Source organism: Acinetobacter terrae (assembly GCF_002135195.1).
Taxonomy (GTDB): domain Bacteria; phylum Pseudomonadota; class Gammaproteobacteria; order Pseudomonadales; family Moraxellaceae; genus Acinetobacter; species Acinetobacter terrae.
Genome location: NZ_NEGF01000001.1, coordinates 29,626 through 50,019 on the forward strand (window position 1 = coordinate 29,626; position 20,394 = coordinate 50,019).

Below are 20,394 nucleotides of genomic sequence, written 5' to 3' on the forward strand. Positions count from 1 at the left end.
ACTGGAGTGGATGATGAAAACAATAACCGAATGGTTAGATGAATATAGTGAGAGTCATCAAGACAAAACCAACAAAGCCATTCATTGGGTTTGTGTGCCTGCAATTCTTTTTTCAATCATTGGAATTCTTGCTCATTTCAGTGCGTTATTTACCGCCCTGATACTGGTCTTAACTTTTGTCTTTTATGCGCGTCTCGATCTGGTACTTGCTGTGGCAATGGCTGCTCTACTCGTTGTCATGGCGTGGCTTATTTTTATCTTACCTATAGGTGTCGGATTTTATATCGCAATTTTTGTTTTGGCTTGGATTGGGCAGTTTTATGGGCACAAAGTCGAAGGTAAAAAGCCTTCTTTCTTTAAAGACCTCCAATTCCTCCTCATTGGCCCAGTATGGTGCATGAACACCTATCTAGGTAAATTGATACCAAAATGGAAAAAACGCCAAAAATCGCAAATGACAGCAACTTAGACACCATCATCATTTTAACCTTTCGAAGAATCTTTATTGATAGGTTCTTCCTTTATACTTCAACCAACCGTTGGCATGACTTTTTTGCGGGTCATGATGAGTCCAGTGAATTACACCACCTTGATCACTGTATTCATATTCACCATAAAATTGGACAATTTCACCCTTTTCCAAGTCATCCAAGCGCGGGCTTAAGTCAATATTGTGAGCGACCAATACCGTTTGCCCACTACCCAATTGCAGAATAAATTTTTGATGACGTGAACCGTTATTATCATCACGTAAAATAGCTTTCACTCGTCCACTTGATTGGACTTGAATATCACTTTTTTGTTGTTGAAATGCCTGTTGAATTTTTTCATCATCATTTTGAGTTTGAAAATTTGATGGCTTCGATTCTACAGTTACTCTTTGATGTTCTGTTTCCGATAAAATTTCGGTTTGTGATTTTGAATTGCCGAGAGATTGATTTGAAGGATTTTGCTGTTCTTGTAAATCAATTCCAAAATATGCTGCTATTAAGACAATAATAACTGCACCAATCCCCAGATTGGTTTTATTTGCCATGTCATCGTTCCTCAAAATTTTATTGTATTCATAAAAAAAGCCCCAAACGGGGCTTTTTTTCACAAAATAGTTTTACCTAAAGGCAAAAATTATTTTGCAGCAGCTTGAGCAGCAGCAACTTCTTCAGCGAAGCTCATTTCTGCTTTCTTCTCAATACCTTCACCTACTTCGAAGCGAACGAATTGAGCAACTATAGTACCAGTTGATTTAAGAACGTCAGCAACTTTCTTGTCGTTGTCGATTACGTACATTTGACGCTCAAGAACAACTTCGTTCAAGTATTTTTCAACTGAACCAGTAACCATTTTTTCAACGATGTTAGCTGGTTTACCAGATTCTAATGCTTTCGCTTCAGCAATTTCTTTTTCTTTAGCGATAAGATCAGCAGATACACCTTCAGCATTTACAGCAACTGGGTTGAACGCAGCAACGTGCATTGCAATACCTTTACCAGTCGCAGCATCACCTGTGTAAGACACAACAACACCGATTTTTAAACCGTGTTTGTAAACTGCAAGGTTTTCGCCTTCAACAATTTTCGCACGACGAACTTGGATGTTTTCACCGATTTTTTGAACAAGAGCGATACGCGCTTCTTCAACAGTTTGACCATCTTCAAGTTTCAATTCAGCAATTTTAGCAGCATCAGTTTCGTTTGCAGCAAGAGCAGCAGCAGCAACTTTAGCAGAGAAACCGGCAAAGTTTTCGTCTTTAGCAACGAAGTCAGTTTGGCAGTTCACTTCTAAAAGAAGTGCTTTGTTGCCTTCTTGAGCAATCGTGATTGCGCCATCAGCAGCAATGTTACCAGCTTTTTTAGCTGCTTTTGCTTGACCAGATTTACGAAGGTTATCAATCGCTAATTCAACATCACCATTCGATTCTGTTAATGCTTTTTTGCATTCCATCATTGCAAGACCAGTACGGTCACGTAATTCTTTTACCATGCTCGCAGTAACTGCAGTCATGTTGTTCTCCTAAATACGGTAGAAAAATGAATCTGTTCAACAAAAACGGCCCAAAGTGTTCTCTGGGCCGTTCTGCTTTCTTGACGCTTAATTTGCCACCATTACATGTCGCAAAAATGACAACCTTGCGTCAAAACGCATTAAGCCTCTGGAGCTTCTTTAACTTCTTCAGCTTTCGCTTGAGCGTTTGCTTGTGATTGAGCGTACTCTTTACCAGCAAGAATCGCATCAGCCATAGCAGAAGCATAAAGTGTAACAGCACGGATTGCATCGTCATTACCCGGGATAACGTAGTCTACGTTGTCTGGGTTAGAGTTTGTATCAACGATACCGATTACAGGAATACCAAGGTTTTTAGCTTCTTTAATCGCGATTGATTCGTGGTCAACGTCGATTACGAATAATGCGTCAGGTAAACCACCCATGTTTTTAACGCCGCCTAAAGCACGTTCAAGTTTTTCCATCTCGCGAGTACGCTCTAAAGCTTCACGTTTAGTAAGCTTAAGGAAAGTACCGTCTTGAGATTGAGTTTGAAGGTCTTTTAAACGGTTGATTGATTGACGAAGAGTTTTCCAGTTCGTCAACATACCACCTAACCAACGGTGATCAACATATGGTTGACCAGCGCGTTGCGCTTGTTCACGGATGATGTTAGATGCAGCACGTTTAGTACCAACGAACAATACTTTGTTCTTTTTGCTAGCAAGATTGTTAACAAAGTTCAAAGCATCATTTAACGCAGGAACAGTATGTTCAAGGTTGATGATGTGAATTTTGTTACGCGCACCAAAGATGTATTCACGCATCTTTGGATTCCAGAAACGAGTTTGGTGACCAAAGTGCGCGCCAGCTTGAAGAAGGTCGCGCATGCTTACGTTGTAATCTGCCATTTTCTATACCTTAAAGTTTGGGTTAGGCCTCCATATATCCGCATTCTCCACTCTTTGCAGAGCACCCAGAGAAATGTGTCGATATATGTGCGGATTTTATTGCCCCATCGCACAAAGCCCGTGAAATATATTCACGAAAAAGCATTTGATAAAATGGGCGGCTATTTATACCATAGTCACATACAAATTTCCAAAAGTTTTTAGAGATCATGAACAGTACTTATAAAGCGCCAAGTCGACTCATTAAAACCCCTGACGAAATTGAAAAAATGCGTGTGGCGGGACGACTGGCAGCAGAAGTCTTGGATATGATCAAACCGCATATTGTTCCGGGTGTGACGACCCTTGAGCTTGATACGATTTGTCATGACTATATTGTCAATAAACAAGATGCCATTCCTGCATGTTTAGGTTACGGTGCAGCACCCGGTCGTCCTGCATTCCAACACGTGATTTGCACATCTGTAAACCACGTGGTATGTCACGGTATTCCATCGGATAGCAAAAAATTGAAAAAAGGTGACATTTTAAATATTGATGTCACTGTAATTAAAGACGGCTACCACGGCGATACCAACATGATGTACATCGTGGGTGGTGAAACCTCCATTTTGGCTGACCGCCTGTGTAAAGTTGCTCAAGAAGCGATGTACCGTGGCATGGCAACGGTTAAACCCGGTTCGACCATTGGCGACATTGGTAATGCCATTCAAAAATACGTTGAATCTGAACGCTTTAGCGTCGTACGTGAATATTGTGGTCATGGTATTGGCACTGTGTTCCATGACGAACCGCAAGTCCTTCATTACGGTCAACCGAATACCGGTATGGTTCTGGAAGAAGGAATGACTTTCACCATCGAACCTATGGTGAACGCTGGTGTTTGGCAAACTAAATTATTAGGTGACAAATGGACTGTTGTGACTAAAGATCATAAGTTATCTGCACAATATGAACACACCCTTTTAGTAACCAAAACTGGTGTTGAAGTACTGACAGCACGTCCTGAAGAAGACTTATCTCGTTTCATGTAATTATTCTATTTAAATTGCATCTTAAAAATGGCTACTTCAATGTAGCCATTTTTATGTTTAAACTTTTTTTATTTCATCCAGTCGCGTTATTTAGGTTAAAGCTTTTTCTAAACTTTCAATTTTTTGAGTTATTTTCTATTCTTATAAAAACATAAAATCGTACCCATTAAAGCCAAAACTATTAAAACAATTATTCATAAAAATATATTTTTTACATATCGTATATTTCTTGCACCCCTTTCTCCTGTTTTTTAAGCTAAGATAGTGTGCTTTTTTATTTTTTAATCCCTATAAGAAGGAATACTGCCGTGGACGTACGTCTCTCTGATCGTGTCAATGCCATCAAACCGTCCCCTACACTTGCTGTTACCAATAAAGCTGCTGAACTTAAAGCTGCTGGTAAAAACGTAATTGGTTTGGGTGCAGGTGAACCAGATTTTGATACCCCACAACACATCAAAGATGCAGCAATTACTGCGATTAACAACGGTTTTACCAAATATACCGCTGTTGACGGTACTCCAGGTCTTAAAAAAGCGATTATCGCAAAATTCAAACGCGACAATAATCTTGACTATGCAGCAAACCAAATCCTGGTTTCTTGCGGTGGTAAACAATCATTCTTTAACTTGGCACTTGCTTTGTTAAACAAAGGTGATGAAGTGATCATCCCTGCACCATACTGGGTAAGCTATCCAGACATGGTGATCATTGCTGAAGGTGTTCCAGTTGTTGTTAAATGTGGTGAAGAACAACGTTTCAAAATCACACCCGCTCAATTAGAAGCAGCAATCACTAACAAAACTCGTCTAGTGGTGCTTAACAGCCCATCTAACCCGACTGGTATGATCTACACTAAAGCTGAATTAGAAGCTTTGGCTGAAGTGCTTCGTAAATACCCAGAAGTATTGGTTGCTTCAGATGACATGTACGAACCAATCCGTTGGGATGACGAGTTCTACAACATTGCAACTGTTGCTCCAGACCTTTATGACCGCGTAATCGTGCTTAACGGTGTGTCTAAAGCATATGCAATGACTGGCTGGCGTATCGGCTATGCAGCGGGTCCTGCTAAATTGATTGGCGCAATGAAAAAAATCCAGTCTCAATCAACTTCAAACCCAACTTCTATTTCACAAGTTGCTGCTGAAGCTGCATTGAATGGTCCTCAAGACGTTCTTGAGCCAATGATTGAAGCTTTCAAACGTCGTCACGATTTAGTTGTAAAAGGCTTGAACGACATCAAAGGTATAACTTGCTTACCTGCTGATGGCGCATTCTATGCATACGCAAACATCCGTCCATTGATTCGTGCGAAAGGCTTAAAATCTTGCACAGAATTCTCTGCATGGTTATTGGAAGAAACTGGTGTTGCCGTTGTTCCTGGTGATGCATTCGGTCTAGGCGGCTACATGCGTATTTCTTATGCAACTGCTGACGAAGTACTTGTAGATGCATTAGCGCGTATCAAAAAAGCTGCTGATTCAATCGAAGGCGTTGACGCTGCGATTGCTTCAATTGCTGCTGAAAAATAATCTGCTTTTTAAATCTTATTTAAAAAACCCGCGATAAACGCGGGTTTTTTAATAACAAAGTTTTATATCCAATATAAGAAAGACTTAGTGATTGCCTTTAACGCTATGTTTACCTGTATAAATAACCAAAAAAATTCCCAACAAGACAATCACGGTAGATAAAACAATCCTTAGCCCGATTGTTTCACCAATAAAAAGTGAACCACCCAAAATAGCTAAGCACGGCACACTCAATTGCACAGTGCTGGCGGTCACACGGTCTATATGCTTCACTATGGCATACCACAGCACATAAGCACCGCTAGATGCTAAACCGCCTGACAGCACTGCTAAAAATACACCTTGAGGCTTTGCAAAGCTTTGTGTATAAAACGCAACATAAGCTAGCAATACAAAAGGAATCGCCATCACAAAATTTGCCAGCGTACTCGCCAATGGGTTCTGCATATTCTTACCCGCGATGCTGTACATAGCCCAGCCTATTCCTGAAAGCACCATAATTGCCACATAAACTAAATTTGGTGCAGTTGCACCCGGCAGCAGGAGAATGAAAATACCAAGAATTGCGATACCCAACCCTGCACCACGCTGAATATTGATTTTTTCACCATGACATAAGCCATAGCCAACCATACTCAACTGTACTGTGCCAAATAAAAGCAATGCCCCTACACCCGCATCAATATGCAAATAAGCCATTGAAAAGGCCACAATATACAGCGCAAGAGAAAAACCGTTTTTAATATTCCATTGTATTTTGGCTTTTTGTACAGAAAATATGTAGAACAGCAGCAAAACAGCTGCGCCGCTACATACCCGAATCAAGCTAAAACTCATGGGATCAATCTGCTGTTCGGCCAGCGCCAGACGACATAAAACCGAATTGGCGGCAAAAGCCAGCATTGCAATGCAGATTCTCAGCAGCATGGTTGGACATCCTTATTCAACGATCTGCTTTAGATATATCGAATATATATAAGTAAATCCACTTATTAAATCTATAGCTTAAATCTACAAACTTTCCTGATTCAATTCATCAAAAATACAAACGAGTAAACACTCTTCATATTCATCAATTATTATTTTTCTTCTTGGTCTTTAGAAAACATCGCAATCACTTCAACTTCTGTCATTTTTTTAGTTTGATTGTTAAATGAATAGAATGCTGGTTGATTATCTACATAAATCTCTAAATTGAAATCCAGATCCCCTGGTAATTGCTCTAGAGAAAATACATTAATATTGGCAAATGTATGGTCTTTGGTTCGCCAAAAAATTAGGGTACCACACGCATTACAGAACCCTCGTTCACCCCAATCTGAAGAACGAAAGACCGATAAATGCTGTGGGTCTATAAAATCTATATCCTGTATATCTACAGTCATCAATGGTCCTCCAGTCTGGCGGCGGCACATGGAGCAATGACAGGCGCAAACCTCATGGTTCTTCAGTTTTACCTCAAATTGAGTCGCACCGCATAAACATCTCGCTTTCATCTTTATTCCTAATTTTTATCATTATTTTTAATATTTATACTTTAACCGTAAGCAAAAGGCTCAGTACACTTCGATAATACAATTTTGAATTGATGATTGAATATCCACCCATCTAGAATTTAAGTTCCAATCTAAAAGTTAAACACAACAAGGACAGGCAATGAATATCAAGAATCTTTCAGGCCTACAAATTATGCAAGAGATGTGTAATGGCAACATTCCAATGCCGTCCATGGCCACAACCATTCCCATGTCAGCAAGCGAAGTTGAACTTGGGCATGTGACTTTCATTGTGAAAGCAGATGATCACCATCTCAATCCTATGGGTAGTGTGCATGGTGGTTTTGCTGCAACGGTCTTAGATTCAGTCACTGGCTGTGCTGTGTTTTCCATGCTAGAAGCAGGCCTAAGCTATACGACCATCGACCTAAATGTCAAAATGTGCCGTCCTGTCCCCCTCAATACCAAGCTTAAAGCTGTGGCTAAAATCATCAATATTAGTAAAAGCTTAGGCATTGCTGAAGGTCAGCTGATTGATGATGAAGGCAAGTTATACGCCCATGCCACTGCAACTTGTATGATTATTCGTTAATACAAAAAATGCTGGATTTGGAGCATGTTGACTCAACTAGAGCTTAAGTTAAGTTACTTAAGCTCTTAGCATTTGATCATCATTAGACAGCTGATTTAAATGATTTCGTTAACTCTGGGAAAGGCACTTCTGGACGTGACGTCGCTTTATAAATACATAAATATTTAAACACGCTATCGAGTGATACAGAGAGTTTCTTCTGTTCCGATATTGACCACACCTTCGAATTATTGCGTCCAGATAAGGCGCTGCCATTCAGTTGATACAAATACAGATCATGATCACGTTGCAAAGGTTGCTTACGACCATTTGAATAGCTTTCTAGTAACAATTGACAGGGTGAATCAATCAACCATTTGTCGCTAAACCAAAGCTGCAATAAGTCACCCAGATATAAGGCTTGAGTACCGACAGGCCACACTTGGATATAAGCATCTTCAACCGCAGTTTGATAGCGCTCAGGATCTTGAATGATAGAAAGGTAGTTGTCTTGATAAAAAGATAAATTTGAAAAGATTTCGGCAATCGTCAGCGTATGCATTCGCTTTCTCCTGTTTAGCCATTTTAGTGCTGGCAAGTTGGTTTAAATCCACACTGTTTGAACTTTCATTCAAACGCTCTGTTATGCATTTAATCTAACAAGCCGATTTTGGCTGTGCAAGTTTTTTTAACGTTTTTGATTTATTTGTCTAAATAAAAAGCATACAGCACAAAAATTAAGGAATCATGACACTTTTAGCTTGACCCTCTACAAAATCTCCTTATAATCGCATGCAGATTCTCCAATAGCTCAGTCGGTAGAGCGACGGACTGTTAATCCGCAGGTCCCTGGTTCGAGCCCAGGTTGGAGAGCCAAATACGAAAAAGCCCGCAGCATTAAAGCGGGCTTTTTTTTGCCTAAATAATCTATAACCATTTAAATCATCATAAAAAATTATCCTGATTTCCTTTTTTCTTAGATCAAATCTGCAAATATCTACTGGATATCAAGTTACTCTGTTCATAGCCATAAATTTATTGAGATATAAAAATTCGTAGTGAAATAATGAGTAAGCAATAAAAAAAGCGCACCTAAATGCGCTTTTAATCCATTCACCCTATCTAAACATGGATGAATCTAAAGATTGTCTTATTACTGAGGTAAAGGAATATATTGTGAATTATTATTCTGTGCTTTACGTTCAGTCACCACCACATTCAGGGTTAATGGTTTATCATCTCGAACTACTTCAACTTTGATCGTGCTATTCGGGGCTTGCAACGCAACATAATTAATCAAATGCGATGCAGAAGTAATGGTTTCACCATTTACCTGAATAATTTTATCGCCTTTCTTAATTCCGGCCTTGGCTGCAGGACCTTGAGGAAGCACGTCTGCAACCACAACACCTGTTTGCTTAGGTTCAAGAATGTTTTCCTGTTGCACTGGCATTAGGCTAATACCCAACCAGCCACGAACCACGCGACCATCTTTTAAAATTGAATTCAGGATTTGCTGACAGACCTTCGCCGGGATAGCAAAGCCAATACCCAATGAACCACCTGATTGAGAGAAAATAGCCGTGTTCACACCAATCAAATTACCCGCAACGTCAATCAGCGCACCACCCGAGTTACCCGGATTAATGGCAGCATCGGTTTGAATGAAGTCTTCATAAGTGTTGATACCCAAATCCGAACGATTGGTGGCAGAAATAATCCCCTGAGTGACGGTTTGCCCCACACCAAATGGATTACCAATGGCAAGAACAACATCCCCCACTTCATTAGCACTGAGTTTAAAAGGCAAAACCGGCAGCTTGTCGAGTTCAATCTTAATCACGGCAAGATCAGAATCAGGATCTGTACCAATAATTTTTGCTACAGCACGACGCCCATCATTCAATCCCACTACAATTTGATCAGCCTGTGCAATCACATGATTATTGGTCAAGATGTAACCATCCGAACGAACAATAACACCAGAGCCTAGGCTATTTTCATTTTGCTCCTGCCCGAATTGATCTGGTACTTCATCACCAAAAAATTCACGAAATGCAGGATCATTTAACAAAGGATGTTCAGCTTTTTTCACTTTCTGGGTGGTAAAAATATTTACCACTGCAGGAGCAGCAACTTTAACCGCAGCATTGTAAGATTCAATACCGCCTGTTCTCGTGGTACTGACTAAAGGCTCTACTTTCTCTACCGGCATTTTCACACCATCAGCCGCAACAGGTGCTTTAGGCTGTTGATATTGTTGCCATGCAAGAAAACCTAGCGTGACCAAAATGAGTAAAACCCAAGGTAACCATGTAAATGTGCGACGCACGTTAATTTCCTCTAACAATATTTTAATTCGTTGATGACTAAGTAATTTATGCGCCATTGTAAAATGAAATACAGCAGGAAACATAAAAATAGTGCAAGAGTTTTGTCATGCTTTAGTTACAATTCAAAATATGTTTTGATGATGTTAAATATTTAGGCTTTTGAGAAATTTATGGCAAAGCTCAACGAAATTATTCAGTGGTGCAACCAAACCCTGCAATCACACGAATTTAAAGACTATGCACCAAATGGTCTGCAAATTGAAGGCAAACCCGATGTAAATAAAATCTTGTGTGCAGTAACTGCATCACAAGATGCAATTGAAGCAGCTATTGAACAAGGTGCTGATTTGCTATTGGTCCATCACGGCTACTTCTGGAAAGGCGAACCCTACCCGATTACCGGCATGCGCGGCAAACGTATAAAAAGTTTAATTCAACATGATATTTCATTGGTGGGTTATCACTTACCTTTAGATAGTCACCCTACTTTAGGTAATAATGCGGCGATTGCGGATATTTTAGCACTAGAAAATATCGAAGCTTTAGATCCAAGCGAACGTAACCCGATTGGTAATATTGGTTATTTAAAACAACCCGTATCTGCTGAAGATTTTAAGCTGTATGTGTCGCAGCGTTTAGATTTTAATGCCATTCATCTTGCTGCTGATAAAACATCAATCCAAAAAATCGGTTTCTGTACCGGTGGTGCGCAAGATTTTATTGGCAAAGCGGCTGAGCAAAATTGTGATGCTTACATTTCTGGTGAAGTCAGTGAGCGTACCTATTATGAAGCCAAAGAATTGAATGTGCATTATTACGCTTGCGGACATCATGCCACCGAGCGTTATGGCGTACAACGCCTTGCAAAAGCTATTTCAGAACAGTTCGATATTGAGTATAGTTACTTCGAATTAAACAATCCGATTTAGGGTCTGTTTACATTTCATAAATGGCTTGCGCTGTAGGCTAAAATTGAGCAGATGAGGCATGAAACGAAGATAATAGCGCGACTATTTTCAAGTTTCATAACGAAATCTGAGATAATTTTAGCCACAGCCCTATGGGACGAGCATATTTTTTGCTGCTCTATCGTTACGAAGCAGTCATTTAGAGTGACTAAAAATCCTGCTCCGTGCCTCATATCAGCTAAAAAATATGCTTGTCGCAAACATAGATGAAGTGTCAACAAACCCTGATCTTAATTTGACGGTTTGACATTTTCTTTATACGTATAAATTCAGGCTTTATTCTGTATTGTTATTTATAAGCAATGCGCAATTTAGGCAAAGAATCCATTACAATAAGGCCACTTAATGTCAAAACCCAGCAAAACGCAAGGAATTGAAAACATGACAACGATTACTTTACCGGCACTTCCATACGGTTATGAAGATCTTGCTCCACATATCAGCAAAGAAACTTTAGAATACCATCACGACAAACACCACAACACTTACGTTGTAAACTTGAACAACCTGATCAAGGGTACTGACCTTGAAGGTAAAACATTAGAAGAAATCATTAAAGCTGCTGCTGGTGATGCTGCTAAAGTTGGCGTATTCAACAACGCTGCTCAAGTTTGGAACCATACATTCTACTGGAACTGTATGGCTAAAAACGGTGGTGGTAAAGCGACTGGTGCTTTAGCTGCCAAAATTGATGAAGCTTTCGGTTCTTATGAAAAATTTGCTGAAGAATTTGCTGCTGCTGCAACAACTCAATTCGGTTCAGGTTGGGCTTGGTTAGTCGCTGACGAAGTAAATGGCAACCTTTCTATTCTTAAAACTTCAAATGCTGACACCCCACTTGCTCACGGTAAAGTTGCAGTGTTGACGATTGACGTTTGGGAACATGCTTACTACATCGACTACCGTAATGCACGTCCTGCTTACATCAAAACTTTCCTAGAAAGCTTGGTAAACTGGGATTATGCAAATGCTAAATATGCTGGCCAAGAAGCTGGCGTTGAAAAATAAGATTTAAAATAAATTTTATTTTTTGCATAAAAAACCACCCTTTATGGGTGGTTTTTTTATTTTTAGGGCATATCTGCATAATTATAAGGCAAATGATTCATTTCTTTATATTTACGTGTTGACGACTTGGGTTTTCATCCCTAAAATGCGCATCAGATTCTCCAATAGCTCAGTCGGTAGAGCGACGGACTGTTAATCCGCAGGTCCCTGGTTCGAGCCCAGGTTGGAGAGCCATCTATTCTTCCATAGCTCAGTTGGTAGAGCGACGGACTGTTAATCCGCAGGTCCCTGGTTCGAGCCCAGGTGGAAGAGCCAAGATTCTAAAAAGCCCACTCATCATGCAGTGGGCTTTTTTATCCCCTAATTTTTTATTTACTTCTCATGCAACAGATACTTTTTAATCTCTTATCTTTCATCAGCACGCTTGATTTAAATCCTAGATCATTCCCCTATCTATTGTTCGCTTATTAAAATTTGGTTATGTTAATTCTAATAAAAATATTTTAATAAGCCGCCATGAATGCAACCTGGTTAAAATCTCTCATTTTTTGGATTATTTTGATTGTTGTCATGTTCGCAGTGTTTCAATGCAGTCAAAATTCTGAAAATAAAAAGCAGGCTTCCGCGCTCATGTATGAACGCTTATTTCATTGCACCCGTAATTTACCCCAAAAGAACCCTGAGGTTTTAAAACACATTCAACAACAACTCAAGCCTGAGCTTACCCAAGCCGAGCTGATGCAATTGATCAACGAATGCCGTAAAGCACACCCCTTACAAAGTAAAGAAAATTATATAGACCTCATAAAATCACTTAAATAATAGGCAATAAGTTTATTTTTAAAACATTCAATTCATTTTCATGGTTTTTTTAAGCACAAGCCCTTGACCCCTTCAGCTTAGATACATAGAATGCGTATCAGATTCTCCAATAGCTCAGTCGGTAGAGCGACGGACTGTTAATCCGCAGGTCCCTGGTTCGAGCCCAGGTTGGAGAGCCAAATTCTAAAAACCCACTCTACTTGAGTGGGTTTTTTCTTATCTGTAGATTCGTATCGTGTTTAATTCCAGTTCATCTACCTTTCTTGTGATAGGTATTATTGCCAGTCTTGCATTGATCATCCTGTGTGCTCAGCAATATTTCAAAACCAAAAAGAAGTTTTATCCCAAACGTGTCATTACGCCTTATGAATGCAGAATGTACGTTCGCTTAAAAGAAGCCTTTCCTCAATATCATGTTTTGGCACAAGTTGCCTTTAGTGCGTTAATTACCAGTCATAATCTTAAAATTCGCAATCAGTTCAATCGCAAAGTGACCGACTTCGTTTTACTCAATGAATCGCTGCAAGTTTTAGTAATTATTGAGTTAGATGACCCAACCCATTTATACAAAGTTGAAGAAGATAGATTTCGCGACCATATGCTGCATGAAGCGGGATATCGCGTATTACGCTACACTGAAATTCCAAATGTCAGACAACTGCATAAAGATATTCTTTAACAAGCCATTTATGAAAGTCTATTTCTAAATAGCCAAGCCGCTAAAGGTAGCGTAATCAACGCTAAAACAATCAGTGCAATGAAATCCAGTTTAATCTGAGAAAAACTGGCACCCTCCAAACACAACTCACTATGCTTGTGATGGATGGGATAATTTGCACAAAGCGGTGTTATTCGAATCTCATACACCTTTTTTTATTTTGCTGTATGTCCGCACCATGACATTTTAATCAAGCATAAAAAAAAGCATCTGGCTAAATATAATTTAGTAGATGCTTTTTATAAAATCCAACTTTCAGACCAACTCATCATTAAAGCAGTGCAATAAAGATCCCGGCAAAGATAATCAGCCCCACCCACCGGTTATGACGGAATGCCCAAAAGCAGAGTTGGGGATTTCCGTCCCTGGTTTTTGTCCACTGATAAATAAAGTCAGCCACTACCACGAGCAAAGCCATTAATCCAAAAGGTACAAGTAAAGCCTCTCGAAACAAAGCTGCACCAATCAACAACACACTTGCTACTTGTAATAGCGAGATGATTTCGATGTCGTATTTTCCGAATAAAATCGCAGTCGATTTCACTCCAATTTTTAAATCATATTCGCGGTCAGTAATCGCATATTGGGTATCATAAGCCACCGTCCACGCTAAATTACCAAAGTACAAAAGCCAACAGGTCAGATCAGGTGTTTGTCCGACTGCGGTATATGCTATTGGAATGGACCATGAAAATGCAGCACCCAAAAACACTTGCGGCAAGTGGGTATAGCGCTTCATGAAGGGATATATAAAGGCTAAAAACAAGGCACCAAATGACCAGTAAAAGGTTTCTATCGGCAAGAAGAACAACAGGCAGGCACTGGTAGCAACAAGAATTAAAAATACCCCAATGGCTTCTATCGGCTTAATTACCCCTGTCGCTAAAGGTCGATCTTTGGTTCTGGCAACAGCGCCATCCACTTTACGGTCTGCAAAGTCATTTATGGCACAGCCCGCTGCACGCATAAAAACCACACCCAAGATCATCAGCAACAGTATCTTTAAGTCGGGCATGCCTTTGGCTGCAATCCACAATGCCCACATGGTTGGCCAAAACACCAACTCTGTGCCAATTGGTTTATCAAAACGACATAAATAGTAATACGCTGCTAAACGCTCACGCCATGTAGTTTGTTGCGCAATGTCCATGACTGTCCTTAACCAGATTTCTGTTCAATGTTTTATTGTGAAGTATTTTGCTGAATAAATTGTTCAAATGCAGGCAAAAAAGTCTCTTGAACAATAAATTTACAACCATGCCAAGTATAGCAACTTTGCCGTGTCCAGCCATCTTCAAGCAGAATCACACGGCGCTCGCAATCTGGATTAGTGCGTTGAAACAAGAACCAGCCAATTGGCTTTTTGCCAATATGCTGAAAAATACGTGCACGAGATTGCAAACTTAAAATCGGAAAGATACTTTTCGCTTTGACCCAAGGCTGATCTTCACAGCCATATAAATAGCTTTCACGCACCCATGAGGTATGCTGATGCGGCATGTTCATCCACTGGCTGTCGGCAAAGTTTAAACGCAAAAAATGCTCTTGGATCGGCTGTACTTTAAACTCTCCATCGGCTAAATCTGTCAGTTGCTGCGTGAGTGAACCCGATGCATACAACCATTCACGTAATTCAGCAGGAATCTGTTTATCCTGTCGTTTACATGCTCGCTTGTTTTGCATAAGTCCCCTGCTCATTTAGGTTGATTGATTTTAATCTCATATATACATCATGTTAGCAATAACCGATGTTAACTCAGCCGTCACCGTTTCCCTATCATATCCAATCAAATGCGATTAACAATTATCTGTTTTGGCAATCACTTCATATTTGCCTTGTGGGGTTTTAATTAAAACCAAACCTTCAGCGCTGATATAAAAACTTTGCGGATAATCAAAATCCAGTGCCAATTCTGGATGACGCAGCTCTACAAATTCTGCTTGCTTATAGCCTTCTATAGTTCGCCCTATTTCCATATAGGTCACTTCAGAAAAATTCAGTTTAAAGCCTTTGTCATGTTCTTGCGGATCAATCCAAGGGAAAAATCCGGTATGTTTTTTACGTTGCGCCATAATATTTACAATAATGAGTTTCAAAAACAATGATACAAAAAAACCCGCTACATGAGCGGGTTTTTAAAGCTTAAATTCGCGAAAGAATTATAGGCTGTAATACATATCAAACTCAACTGGGTGAGTAGTCGTGTTAAGACGACGTACTTCTTCAGTTTTAAGTTCGATATATGCATTAAGCATTTCTTTCGTGAACACGCCACCTTTTAACAAGTAGTCATGATCAGCTTCAAGTGCTTCAAGCGCCATTTCTAGGTTATGAGCAACTGTTGGGATTTTCGCTTCTTCTTCAGGAGGAAGATCATACAAGTTTTTATCAGCAGCTTCACCTGGGTGGATCTTGTTTTGAATACCGTCAAGACCAGCCATCAACAATGCTGCGAAACCTAAGTACGGGTTCATCATTGGATCTGGGAAACGTGCTTCAATACGTTTGCCTTTAGGGCTAGACACGTATGGAATACGAATCGAAGCAGAACGGTTACGTGCTGAGTAAGCAAGCATAATCGGCGCTTCATAATGCGGAACCAAACGCTTGTACGAGTTTGTAGAAGGGTTTGTGATTGCATTCAATGAACGAGCATGTTTGATCACACCGCCAATGAAGTACAACGCCATTTCTGACAAGCCTGCATATTCATCACCAGCAAACAAGTTCTTGCCATCTTTAGAGATAGACATGTGAACGTGCATACCAGAACCGTTATCGCCAACCATTGGTTTAGGCATAAAGGTTGCAGTTTTAGCGTATTGATGCGCAACGTTCCAAACTGCATATTTGAACTGTTGAACTTCATCCGCTTTACGAACCATGGTGTTGAAGCTCACACCAATTTCTAACTGGCAAGATGCAACTTCGTGGTGATGTACTTCTACACGACCAGGGCCCATGATGTCTTCGATTTTTGCACACATTTCTGCACGCATGTCATGTGAAGAATCTACAGGAGGAACTGGGAAGTAACCGCCTTTAACACGTGGACGGTGACCAGAGTTACCACCTTCGTAGTCTTTGTTGGTTGACCATGCAGCTTCTTCAGCGATTAATGTATGGCGCGCGCCAGACATATCGATTTCCCATTTTACTTCGTCAAATACGAAGAATTCTGGTTCTGGACCAAAGAATGCAGTATCACCGATACCAGTAGATTTTAAATATTCTTCTGCACGGCGAGCAATTGAACGTGGGTCACGGTCGTAACCTTGACCAGTTGAAGGCTCGATCACGTCACAAGTTACGACAACCGTTGCTTCAGCAAAGAACGGGTCAAGGAAGCATGTTGCAGGATCTGGACGTAAAATCATGTCAGATGCTTCGATGCCTTTCCAACCGGCAATTGAAGAACCATCAAACATTTTACCGTCTTCAAATGTATCTTCGTCAATCGTATCTGCTGGGTAAGTTACGTGTTGCTCTTTACCCTTAGTATCAGTAAAGCGAAAATCGACCCATTTTGCGCCACTTTCTTGGATGAGTTGAAGGACCTTGTTCGCCATGCTCATTGTGCTCCGATGATTTTTTGTTGCACCTGTTAAGTGCGTGTTAGTAGTTGGCAGTTATAAAGCAAATCCCGTACCAACTTTAAAAAACAAAGATAAAATATTGAATTCTTTATCAGAATAGAAGATTTAGATACTTTAGTTTGACGCTATTATACTGTGTGCAAATGTAAATGCACCATATTCAAACACTCTTAATTACTTTTGCTTAAAAAGCCGCTTTCAGTGTATCAAAATGGTGCGAATTTATTTTTAAAAGTTGTAAATGAGCCTTGTTTCCATCTATTTGGTTCAATTTTCTTTGCATCCGATTAAAATAAATACTTAAAAATCAATTTTCATCCATGTCGATGATTTAATTACTTAATATTTCAACTATTTAATTTTAATCCCTTCTATAAATTTAAATTTAGAATGAAGTTATCTTATTATTTTTTCACGATTTTATATTCAAGACAGTTTCACTAGCAGATTTTTTCAGCACTTGAATAAAGAAAGGCTGTGCGCCATTTTGGTGATTAAGCTTAGATCTCATTTTCTTCTATTTATGCTTCTTTATTAAGTTCAGCTTCAACTGATCAAAATTTAATACCAATAAAACTTACTTATCGTTAGCCTATTACTTAAATTCAATTTCATAGCCTCATTGATTGCTTTTAAATCTAAATAAAGCCTCCATATTATTTGAAAGTGGTTTCAATGGTGGAAATAAACAGCGATGAATTTCATTCAAGACAAAATGTAAATAAATCAGCTTATTTTGATCCTGTGATTCCTCTAAAATCATTATCATAGAAATAGTTCAGCAGAAAATGCTTATTTTTTGCTATGATTATTCGCACTCCATGTTTGACTTGTTTTTATTCGCCTCTTTTATATCAGGCGGGCCATTAAAAACAGCAATCCTGCGAGTATTCCTGGACTATTCGAGCACATATAAGTGCGTAAATTTCAATAGGTTAGCTCATGCTTTTAATGATCGACAACTATGACTCTTTTACCTATAACATCGTCCAATATTTTGGTGAGTTAAATCAAGAGGTAAAAGTTGTCCGTAATGATGCCGTGACATTGGAAGATATCGAGCGATGGCAACCCAAGTATTTGGTGATTGGTCCTGGCCCTTGTTCACCAAGTGAAGCAGGAATTTCGATTCCCGCGATTCAGCACTTTGCAGGCAAAATTCCATTGCTTGGCGTGTGTTTAGGTCATCAAGCCATTGGACAAGCTTTTGGTGGCGATATTATTCGCGCAAAGAACGTCATGCACGGTCGTTTGTCCGATATGTATCACAGCAACAAAGGCATTTTCAGCAACCTGCCTTCTCCATTTTCGGCAACGCGCTATCATTCACTGGTGATTGATCAGGCGACGGTGCCAGATTGTTTAGAAGTGACCTGTTGGACCAATGAAGCCGATGGCAGCATGGAAGAAATCATGGGTGTAAAACATAAGACATTAGCCGTCGAAGGCGTGCAGTTCCATCCTGAATCGATTTTGAGCCAGCATGGTCATCAAATCTTCCAAAACTTCTTAGAAATTTATGCATAGTGAACACAATGAATATTCAACAAGCTTTAAATAATATTACCAAACAGATTCACCTGACTCAGCCGCAAATGGAAGATGTGATGCGTAGCATCATGTCCGGTGAAGCAACTGATGCTCAAATCGGTGCACTGATGATGGGCTTACGCTTAAAAGGCGAAAGCATTGACGAAATTACCGCGGCCGCTCGTGTGATGCGTGAATTTGCGATTAAAATTGATGTCAGCGATATTCCACATTTGGTCGATATTGTGGGTACGGGTGGTGACGGTCAAAACCTGTTTAATGTCTCTACCGCATCCAGTTTTGTTATTGCTACTGCCGGTGCAACGATTGCCAAGCACGGTAACCGTGGGGTGTCTTCCAAATCAGGTTCATCTGACTTGCTGGAAAAAGCAGGCATTAATCTGAACCTGAATATGCAGCAAACTGAACGCTGTATCCGTGAAATGGGGGTCGGTTTCCTATTTGCACCCAATCATCACAAGGCCATGAAATATGCGATTGGTCCACGTCAAGAACTGGGTATTCGAAGTATTTTCAACTTGCTTGGCCCGCTGACCAATCCGGCTGGAGTAAAGCGTTTTGTGCTCGGTGTATTCTCGAATGAACTGTGCCGCCCGATTGCCGAAGTGATGAAACAACTCGGCGCTGAACACGTCATGGTGGTGCATTCTAAAGATGGTTTGGATGAAATCAGTCTGGCATCTTCAACTTATGTGTCAGAACTGAAAGATGGTGAAATCACGGAATGGATGATTAACCCTGAAGATGTCGACATTGAATCACAGACTTTAACCGGTTTGATTGTTGAAGATTCAGCTGAAAGTCTGGCTTTAATTAAAGATGCTTTAGGCAAAAAAAAATCAGCAAAAGGTGAAAAAGCTGCCAACATGATTGCACTCAATGCAGGTGCAGGCATTTATGTCTCCGGCTTAACCACAAGCTATAAACAAGGTGTGGCATTGGCACATGACATTATTTACGGTGGACAAGCTTTAGAAAAAATGAGCGTTTTGTCTGAATTCACCAAAACCCTCAAAGAATACGAAGCTTAAGGCTATACAGGAAATATTGTCATGCTAGATATCGCAAATACGATTTTAGGTAAAATTGTTGACCGTAAGCAGGTCGAATTTGCTGCACGTTTAAAGCAACATAGCTTAAAAGATGTGGAAGAACTCGCGCAGGCAGCGACACCTGTGCGTGGTTTTGCACAAAGCCTGTTAAGTAAACGCCCGGGAGTGATTGCTGAAATTAAAAAAGCATCACCGTCTAAAGGCGTGATTCGTGAAAACTTTAATCCTGCTGAAATTGCACAGCAATATGAGCAAGCTGGTGCAGCCTGTTTATCTGTCCTCACGGATGTGGATTTTTTCCAAGGTGCAGATGAAAATATTGCCATTGCACGTTCACACTGTGCCCTTCCTGCCCTACGCAAGGATTTCCTGATCGATCCTTATGGCGTGATTGAAGCACGTGCCTTGCATGCAGATTGTATTCTTCTGATTGTCGCGTGTCTGTCTGACCAGCAACTGGAAGAAATGTCTAAAACCGCATTTGAACACAATTTAGATGTATTGGTTGAAGTTCATGATGAACATGAGCTTGAACGTGCTATGCAACTTTCAGAGCGTTGTCTGTTAGGCGTGAATAACCGTAATTTAAAAACATTTGACGTCGATTTAAATACATCTTTACGTTTGAAAAAATTACTTGAGCCTTCACGTTTACTGGTGACTGAAAGTGGTATTTCCACACCAAATGATGTCCACATGATGCAAGAGCATGACATTCATGCCTTCCTTGTGGGTGAAAGTTTTATGAAACAGCCTCGCCCAGATCATGCATTCACTGCATTATTTGGTCAACCTGAAACTGTTTAATGAATAATTGA

22 protein-coding genes and 4 tRNA genes are annotated in these 20,394 nt (G+C 40.1%); 15 read left to right on the forward strand and 11 right to left on the reverse strand.

All coding sequences use genetic code 11. The features are described from left to right. Positions 1–13 precede the first annotated feature (13 nt). Entirely contained in the window at positions 14–469 is a 456-nt protein-coding gene (locus B9T23_RS00135; RefSeq protein ID WP_086192218.1) for an Mpo1 family 2-hydroxy fatty acid dioxygenase, read from the forward strand. Positions 470–502: 33 nt separating this feature from the next. Here B9T23_RS00135 and B9T23_RS00140 read toward each other — a convergent pair whose 3' ends face one another. From B9T23_RS00140 to rpsB, 3 genes are all read right to left on the reverse strand, one after another. Beyond that, positions 503–1,036: a DUF3465 domain-containing protein gene (locus B9T23_RS00140; protein ID WP_086192247.1), complete on the reverse strand. Its 534-nt coding sequence runs from the start codon at positions 1,034–1,036 to the stop codon at positions 503–505. 89 nt (positions 1,037–1,125) lie between these two features. Next, complete coding sequence (gene tsf / locus B9T23_RS00145; protein ID WP_086192250.1) at positions 1,126–2,001, reverse strand: translation elongation factor Ts; 876 nt, start codon at positions 1,999–2,001, stop codon at positions 1,126–1,128. Positions 2,002–2,141: 140 nt separating this feature from the next. Continuing rightward, positions 2,142–2,891: a 30S ribosomal protein S2 gene (rpsB, locus tag B9T23_RS00150; protein ID WP_067724130.1), complete on the reverse strand. Its 750-nt coding sequence runs from the start codon at positions 2,889–2,891 to the stop codon at positions 2,142–2,144. A gap of 209 nt (positions 2,892–3,100) precedes the next feature. On the opposite strand from rpsB, the gene map reads away from it, so the two are divergent. Then, positions 3,101–3,925, forward strand: coding sequence for a type I methionyl aminopeptidase (map, locus tag B9T23_RS00155; protein ID WP_067724129.1), 825 nt, complete (start codon positions 3,101–3,103; stop codon positions 3,923–3,925). A 308-nt stretch (positions 3,926–4,233) separates the two neighbouring features. After that, on the forward strand, positions 4,234–5,460 hold the full coding sequence (locus B9T23_RS00160; protein ID WP_067724128.1) for a pyridoxal phosphate-dependent aminotransferase: 1,227 nt from the start codon (positions 4,234–4,236) through the stop codon (positions 5,458–5,460). An 84-nt stretch (positions 5,461–5,544) separates the two neighbouring features. Here the strand turns inward: B9T23_RS00160 and B9T23_RS00165 are convergent, their stop codons facing one another. Both B9T23_RS00165 and B9T23_RS00170 read right to left on the reverse strand, forming a co-directional pair. Further along, on the reverse strand, positions 5,545–6,387 hold the full coding sequence (locus B9T23_RS00165) for a DMT family transporter (RefSeq protein WP_086192253.1): 843 nt from the start codon (positions 6,385–6,387) through the stop codon (positions 5,545–5,547). 152 nt (positions 6,388–6,539) lie between these two features. Next, positions 6,540–6,956, reverse strand: coding sequence for a GFA family protein (locus B9T23_RS00170; protein ID WP_086192256.1), 417 nt, complete (start codon positions 6,954–6,956; stop codon positions 6,540–6,542). Positions 6,957–7,116: 160 nt separating this feature from the next. Between B9T23_RS00170 and B9T23_RS00175 the strand changes: the two genes are divergently transcribed. Further along, a complete protein-coding gene (locus B9T23_RS00175; protein WP_086192259.1) occupies positions 7,117–7,548 on the forward strand; it encodes a PaaI family thioesterase in 432 nt (143 codons plus the stop codon). An 82-nt stretch (positions 7,549–7,630) separates the two neighbouring features. On the opposite strand, the gene B9T23_RS00180 is transcribed toward B9T23_RS00175, so the two are convergent. After that, positions 7,631–8,089 carry a hypothetical protein gene (locus B9T23_RS00180; RefSeq protein ID WP_086192261.1) on the reverse strand — a complete coding sequence of 153 codons (459 nt, stop codon included), beginning with the start codon at positions 8,087–8,089 and terminating at the stop codon, positions 7,631–7,633. A gap of 238 nt (positions 8,090–8,327) precedes the next feature. Here B9T23_RS00180 and B9T23_RS00185 point away from each other — a divergent pair. Then, a tRNA-Asn gene (locus B9T23_RS00185) sits at positions 8,328–8,403 on the forward strand. A 277-nt stretch (positions 8,404–8,680) separates the two neighbouring features. Here the strand turns inward: B9T23_RS00185 and B9T23_RS00190 are convergent. Beyond that, positions 8,681–9,859, reverse strand: a complete 1,179-nt coding sequence (locus tag B9T23_RS00190) for a trypsin-like peptidase domain-containing protein (protein ID WP_086192264.1) — start codon at positions 9,857–9,859, stop codon at positions 8,681–8,683. Positions 9,860–10,030: 171 nt separating this feature from the next. Here B9T23_RS00190 and B9T23_RS00195 point away from each other — a divergent pair, with 171 nt between their 5' ends. From B9T23_RS00195 to B9T23_RS00225, 7 genes are all read left to right on the forward strand, one after another. Then, entirely contained in the window at positions 10,031–10,789 is a 759-nt protein-coding gene (locus B9T23_RS00195) for a Nif3-like dinuclear metal center hexameric protein (RefSeq protein ID WP_086192267.1), read from the forward strand. A gap of 420 nt (positions 10,790–11,209) precedes the next feature. Next, on the forward strand, positions 11,210–11,836 hold the full coding sequence (locus tag B9T23_RS00200) for a superoxide dismutase (RefSeq protein WP_086192837.1): 627 nt from the start codon (positions 11,210–11,212) through the stop codon (positions 11,834–11,836). Positions 11,837–11,994: 158 nt separating this feature from the next. Then, positions 11,995–12,070 (forward strand) — tRNA-Asn (locus B9T23_RS00205). Between the two features lie 5 nt (positions 12,071–12,075). Further along, a tRNA-Asn gene (locus B9T23_RS00210) sits at positions 12,076–12,151 on the forward strand. A 255-nt stretch (positions 12,152–12,406) separates the two neighbouring features. After that, on the forward strand, positions 12,407–12,658 hold the full coding sequence (locus B9T23_RS00215; RefSeq protein ID WP_228139732.1) for a hypothetical protein: 252 nt from the start codon (positions 12,407–12,409) through the stop codon (positions 12,656–12,658). 103 nt (positions 12,659–12,761) lie between these two features. Next, positions 12,762–12,837, forward strand: a tRNA-Asn gene (locus B9T23_RS00220). 56 nt (positions 12,838–12,893) lie between these two features. Beyond that, positions 12,894–13,337: a DUF2726 domain-containing protein gene (locus B9T23_RS00225; protein ID WP_086192270.1), complete on the forward strand. Its 444-nt coding sequence runs from the start codon at positions 12,894–12,896 to the stop codon at positions 13,335–13,337. Positions 13,338–13,647: 310 nt separating this feature from the next. On the opposite strand, the gene ubiA is transcribed toward B9T23_RS00225, so the two are convergent. The 4 genes from ubiA to glnA form a co-directional block, all read right to left on the reverse strand. Beyond that, positions 13,648–14,526 (reverse strand): 4-hydroxybenzoate octaprenyltransferase, encoded by an 879-nt coding sequence (gene ubiA, locus B9T23_RS00235; RefSeq protein ID WP_086192273.1) that lies wholly within the window; start codon positions 14,524–14,526, stop codon positions 13,648–13,650. A gap of 32 nt (positions 14,527–14,558) precedes the next feature. Then, entirely contained in the window at positions 14,559–15,059 is a 501-nt protein-coding gene (locus B9T23_RS00240; RefSeq protein WP_086192276.1) for a chorismate--pyruvate lyase family protein, read from the reverse strand. A gap of 114 nt (positions 15,060–15,173) precedes the next feature. Further along, entirely contained in the window at positions 15,174–15,449 is a 276-nt protein-coding gene (locus tag B9T23_RS00245) for a hypothetical protein (RefSeq protein ID WP_086192278.1), read from the reverse strand. Between the two features lie 87 nt (positions 15,450–15,536). Then, complete coding sequence (glnA, locus tag B9T23_RS00250; RefSeq protein WP_171255171.1) at positions 15,537–16,952, reverse strand: type I glutamate--ammonia ligase; 1,416 nt, start codon at positions 16,950–16,952, stop codon at positions 15,537–15,539. 963 nt (positions 16,953–17,915) lie between these two features. Between glnA and B9T23_RS00255 the strand changes: the two genes are divergently transcribed. Genes B9T23_RS00255 through trpC form a run of 3 tightly spaced genes read left to right on the forward strand, consistent with a single transcriptional unit; the run spans position 17,916 to position 20,383 of the window. Then, positions 17,916–18,500, forward strand: coding sequence for an anthranilate synthase component II (locus B9T23_RS00255; protein WP_067724116.1), 585 nt, complete (start codon positions 17,916–17,918; stop codon positions 18,498–18,500). Positions 18,501–18,508: 8 nt separating this feature from the next. Then, positions 18,509–19,555 (forward strand): anthranilate phosphoribosyltransferase, encoded by a 1,047-nt coding sequence (gene trpD / locus B9T23_RS00260; RefSeq protein ID WP_086192281.1) that lies wholly within the window; start codon positions 18,509–18,511, stop codon positions 19,553–19,555. Between the two features lie 21 nt (positions 19,556–19,576). Next, the gene (gene trpC, locus B9T23_RS00265) at positions 19,577–20,383 is read left to right on the forward strand and encodes an indole-3-glycerol phosphate synthase TrpC (RefSeq protein WP_086192284.1); all 807 of its coding nucleotides are present in this window, start codon (positions 19,577–19,579) and stop codon (positions 20,381–20,383) included. Positions 20,384–20,394 lie beyond the last annotated feature (11 nt).

Bases quoted from the DNA above. Each gene is read 5' to 3' on its own strand.
- B9T23_RS00245 (WP_086192278.1), bottom strand. From the start codon at position 15,449: ATGGCGCAACGTAAAAAACATACCGGATTTTTCCCTTGGATTGATCCG.
- rpsB (WP_067724130.1), bottom strand. From the start codon at position 2,891: ATGGCAGATTACAACGTAAGCATGCGCGACCTTCTTCAAGCTGGCGCG.
- trpC (WP_086192284.1), top strand. From the start codon at position 19,577: ATGCTAGATATCGCAAATACGATTTTAGGTAAAATTGTTGACCGTAAG.
- map (WP_067724129.1), top strand. From the start codon at position 3,101: ATGAACAGTACTTATAAAGCGCCAAGTCGACTCATTAAAACCCCTGAC.
- B9T23_RS00215 (WP_228139732.1), top strand. From the start codon at position 12,407: ATGTTCGCAGTGTTTCAATGCAGTCAAAATTCTGAAAATAAAAAGCAG.
- tsf (WP_086192250.1), bottom strand. From the start codon at position 2,001: ATGACTGCAGTTACTGCGAGCATGGTAAAAGAATTACGTGACCGTACT.
- B9T23_RS00180 (WP_086192261.1), bottom strand. From the start codon at position 8,089: ATGCATACGCTGACGATTGCCGAAATCTTTTCAAATTTATCTTTTTAT.
- B9T23_RS00200 (WP_086192837.1), top strand. From the start codon at position 11,210: ATGACAACGATTACTTTACCGGCACTTCCATACGGTTATGAAGATCTT.
- B9T23_RS00195 (WP_086192267.1), top strand. From the start codon at position 10,031: ATGGCAAAGCTCAACGAAATTATTCAGTGGTGCAACCAAACCCTGCAA.
- trpD (WP_086192281.1), top strand. From the start codon at position 18,509: ATGAATATTCAACAAGCTTTAAATAATATTACCAAACAGATTCACCTG.
- B9T23_RS00170 (WP_086192256.1), bottom strand. From the start codon at position 6,956: ATGAAAGCGAGATGTTTATGCGGTGCGACTCAATTTGAGGTAAAACTG.
- B9T23_RS00255 (WP_067724116.1), top strand. From the start codon at position 17,916: ATGCTTTTAATGATCGACAACTATGACTCTTTTACCTATAACATCGTC.
- B9T23_RS00175 (WP_086192259.1), top strand. From the start codon at position 7,117: ATGAATATCAAGAATCTTTCAGGCCTACAAATTATGCAAGAGATGTGT.
- B9T23_RS00165 (WP_086192253.1), bottom strand. From the start codon at position 6,387: ATGCTGCTGAGAATCTGCATTGCAATGCTGGCTTTTGCCGCCAATTCG.
- glnA (WP_171255171.1), bottom strand. From the start codon at position 16,952: ATGAGCATGGCGAACAAGGTCCTTCAACTCATCCAAGAAAGTGGCGCA.
- B9T23_RS00140 (WP_086192247.1), bottom strand. From the start codon at position 1,036: ATGGCAAATAAAACCAATCTGGGGATTGGTGCAGTTATTATTGTCTTA.
- B9T23_RS00240 (WP_086192276.1), bottom strand. From the start codon at position 15,059: ATGCAAAACAAGCGAGCATGTAAACGACAGGATAAACAGATTCCTGCT.
- B9T23_RS00135 (WP_086192218.1), top strand. From the start codon at position 14: ATGAAAACAATAACCGAATGGTTAGATGAATATAGTGAGAGTCATCAA.
- ubiA (WP_086192273.1), bottom strand. From the start codon at position 14,526: ATGGACATTGCGCAACAAACTACATGGCGTGAGCGTTTAGCAGCGTAT.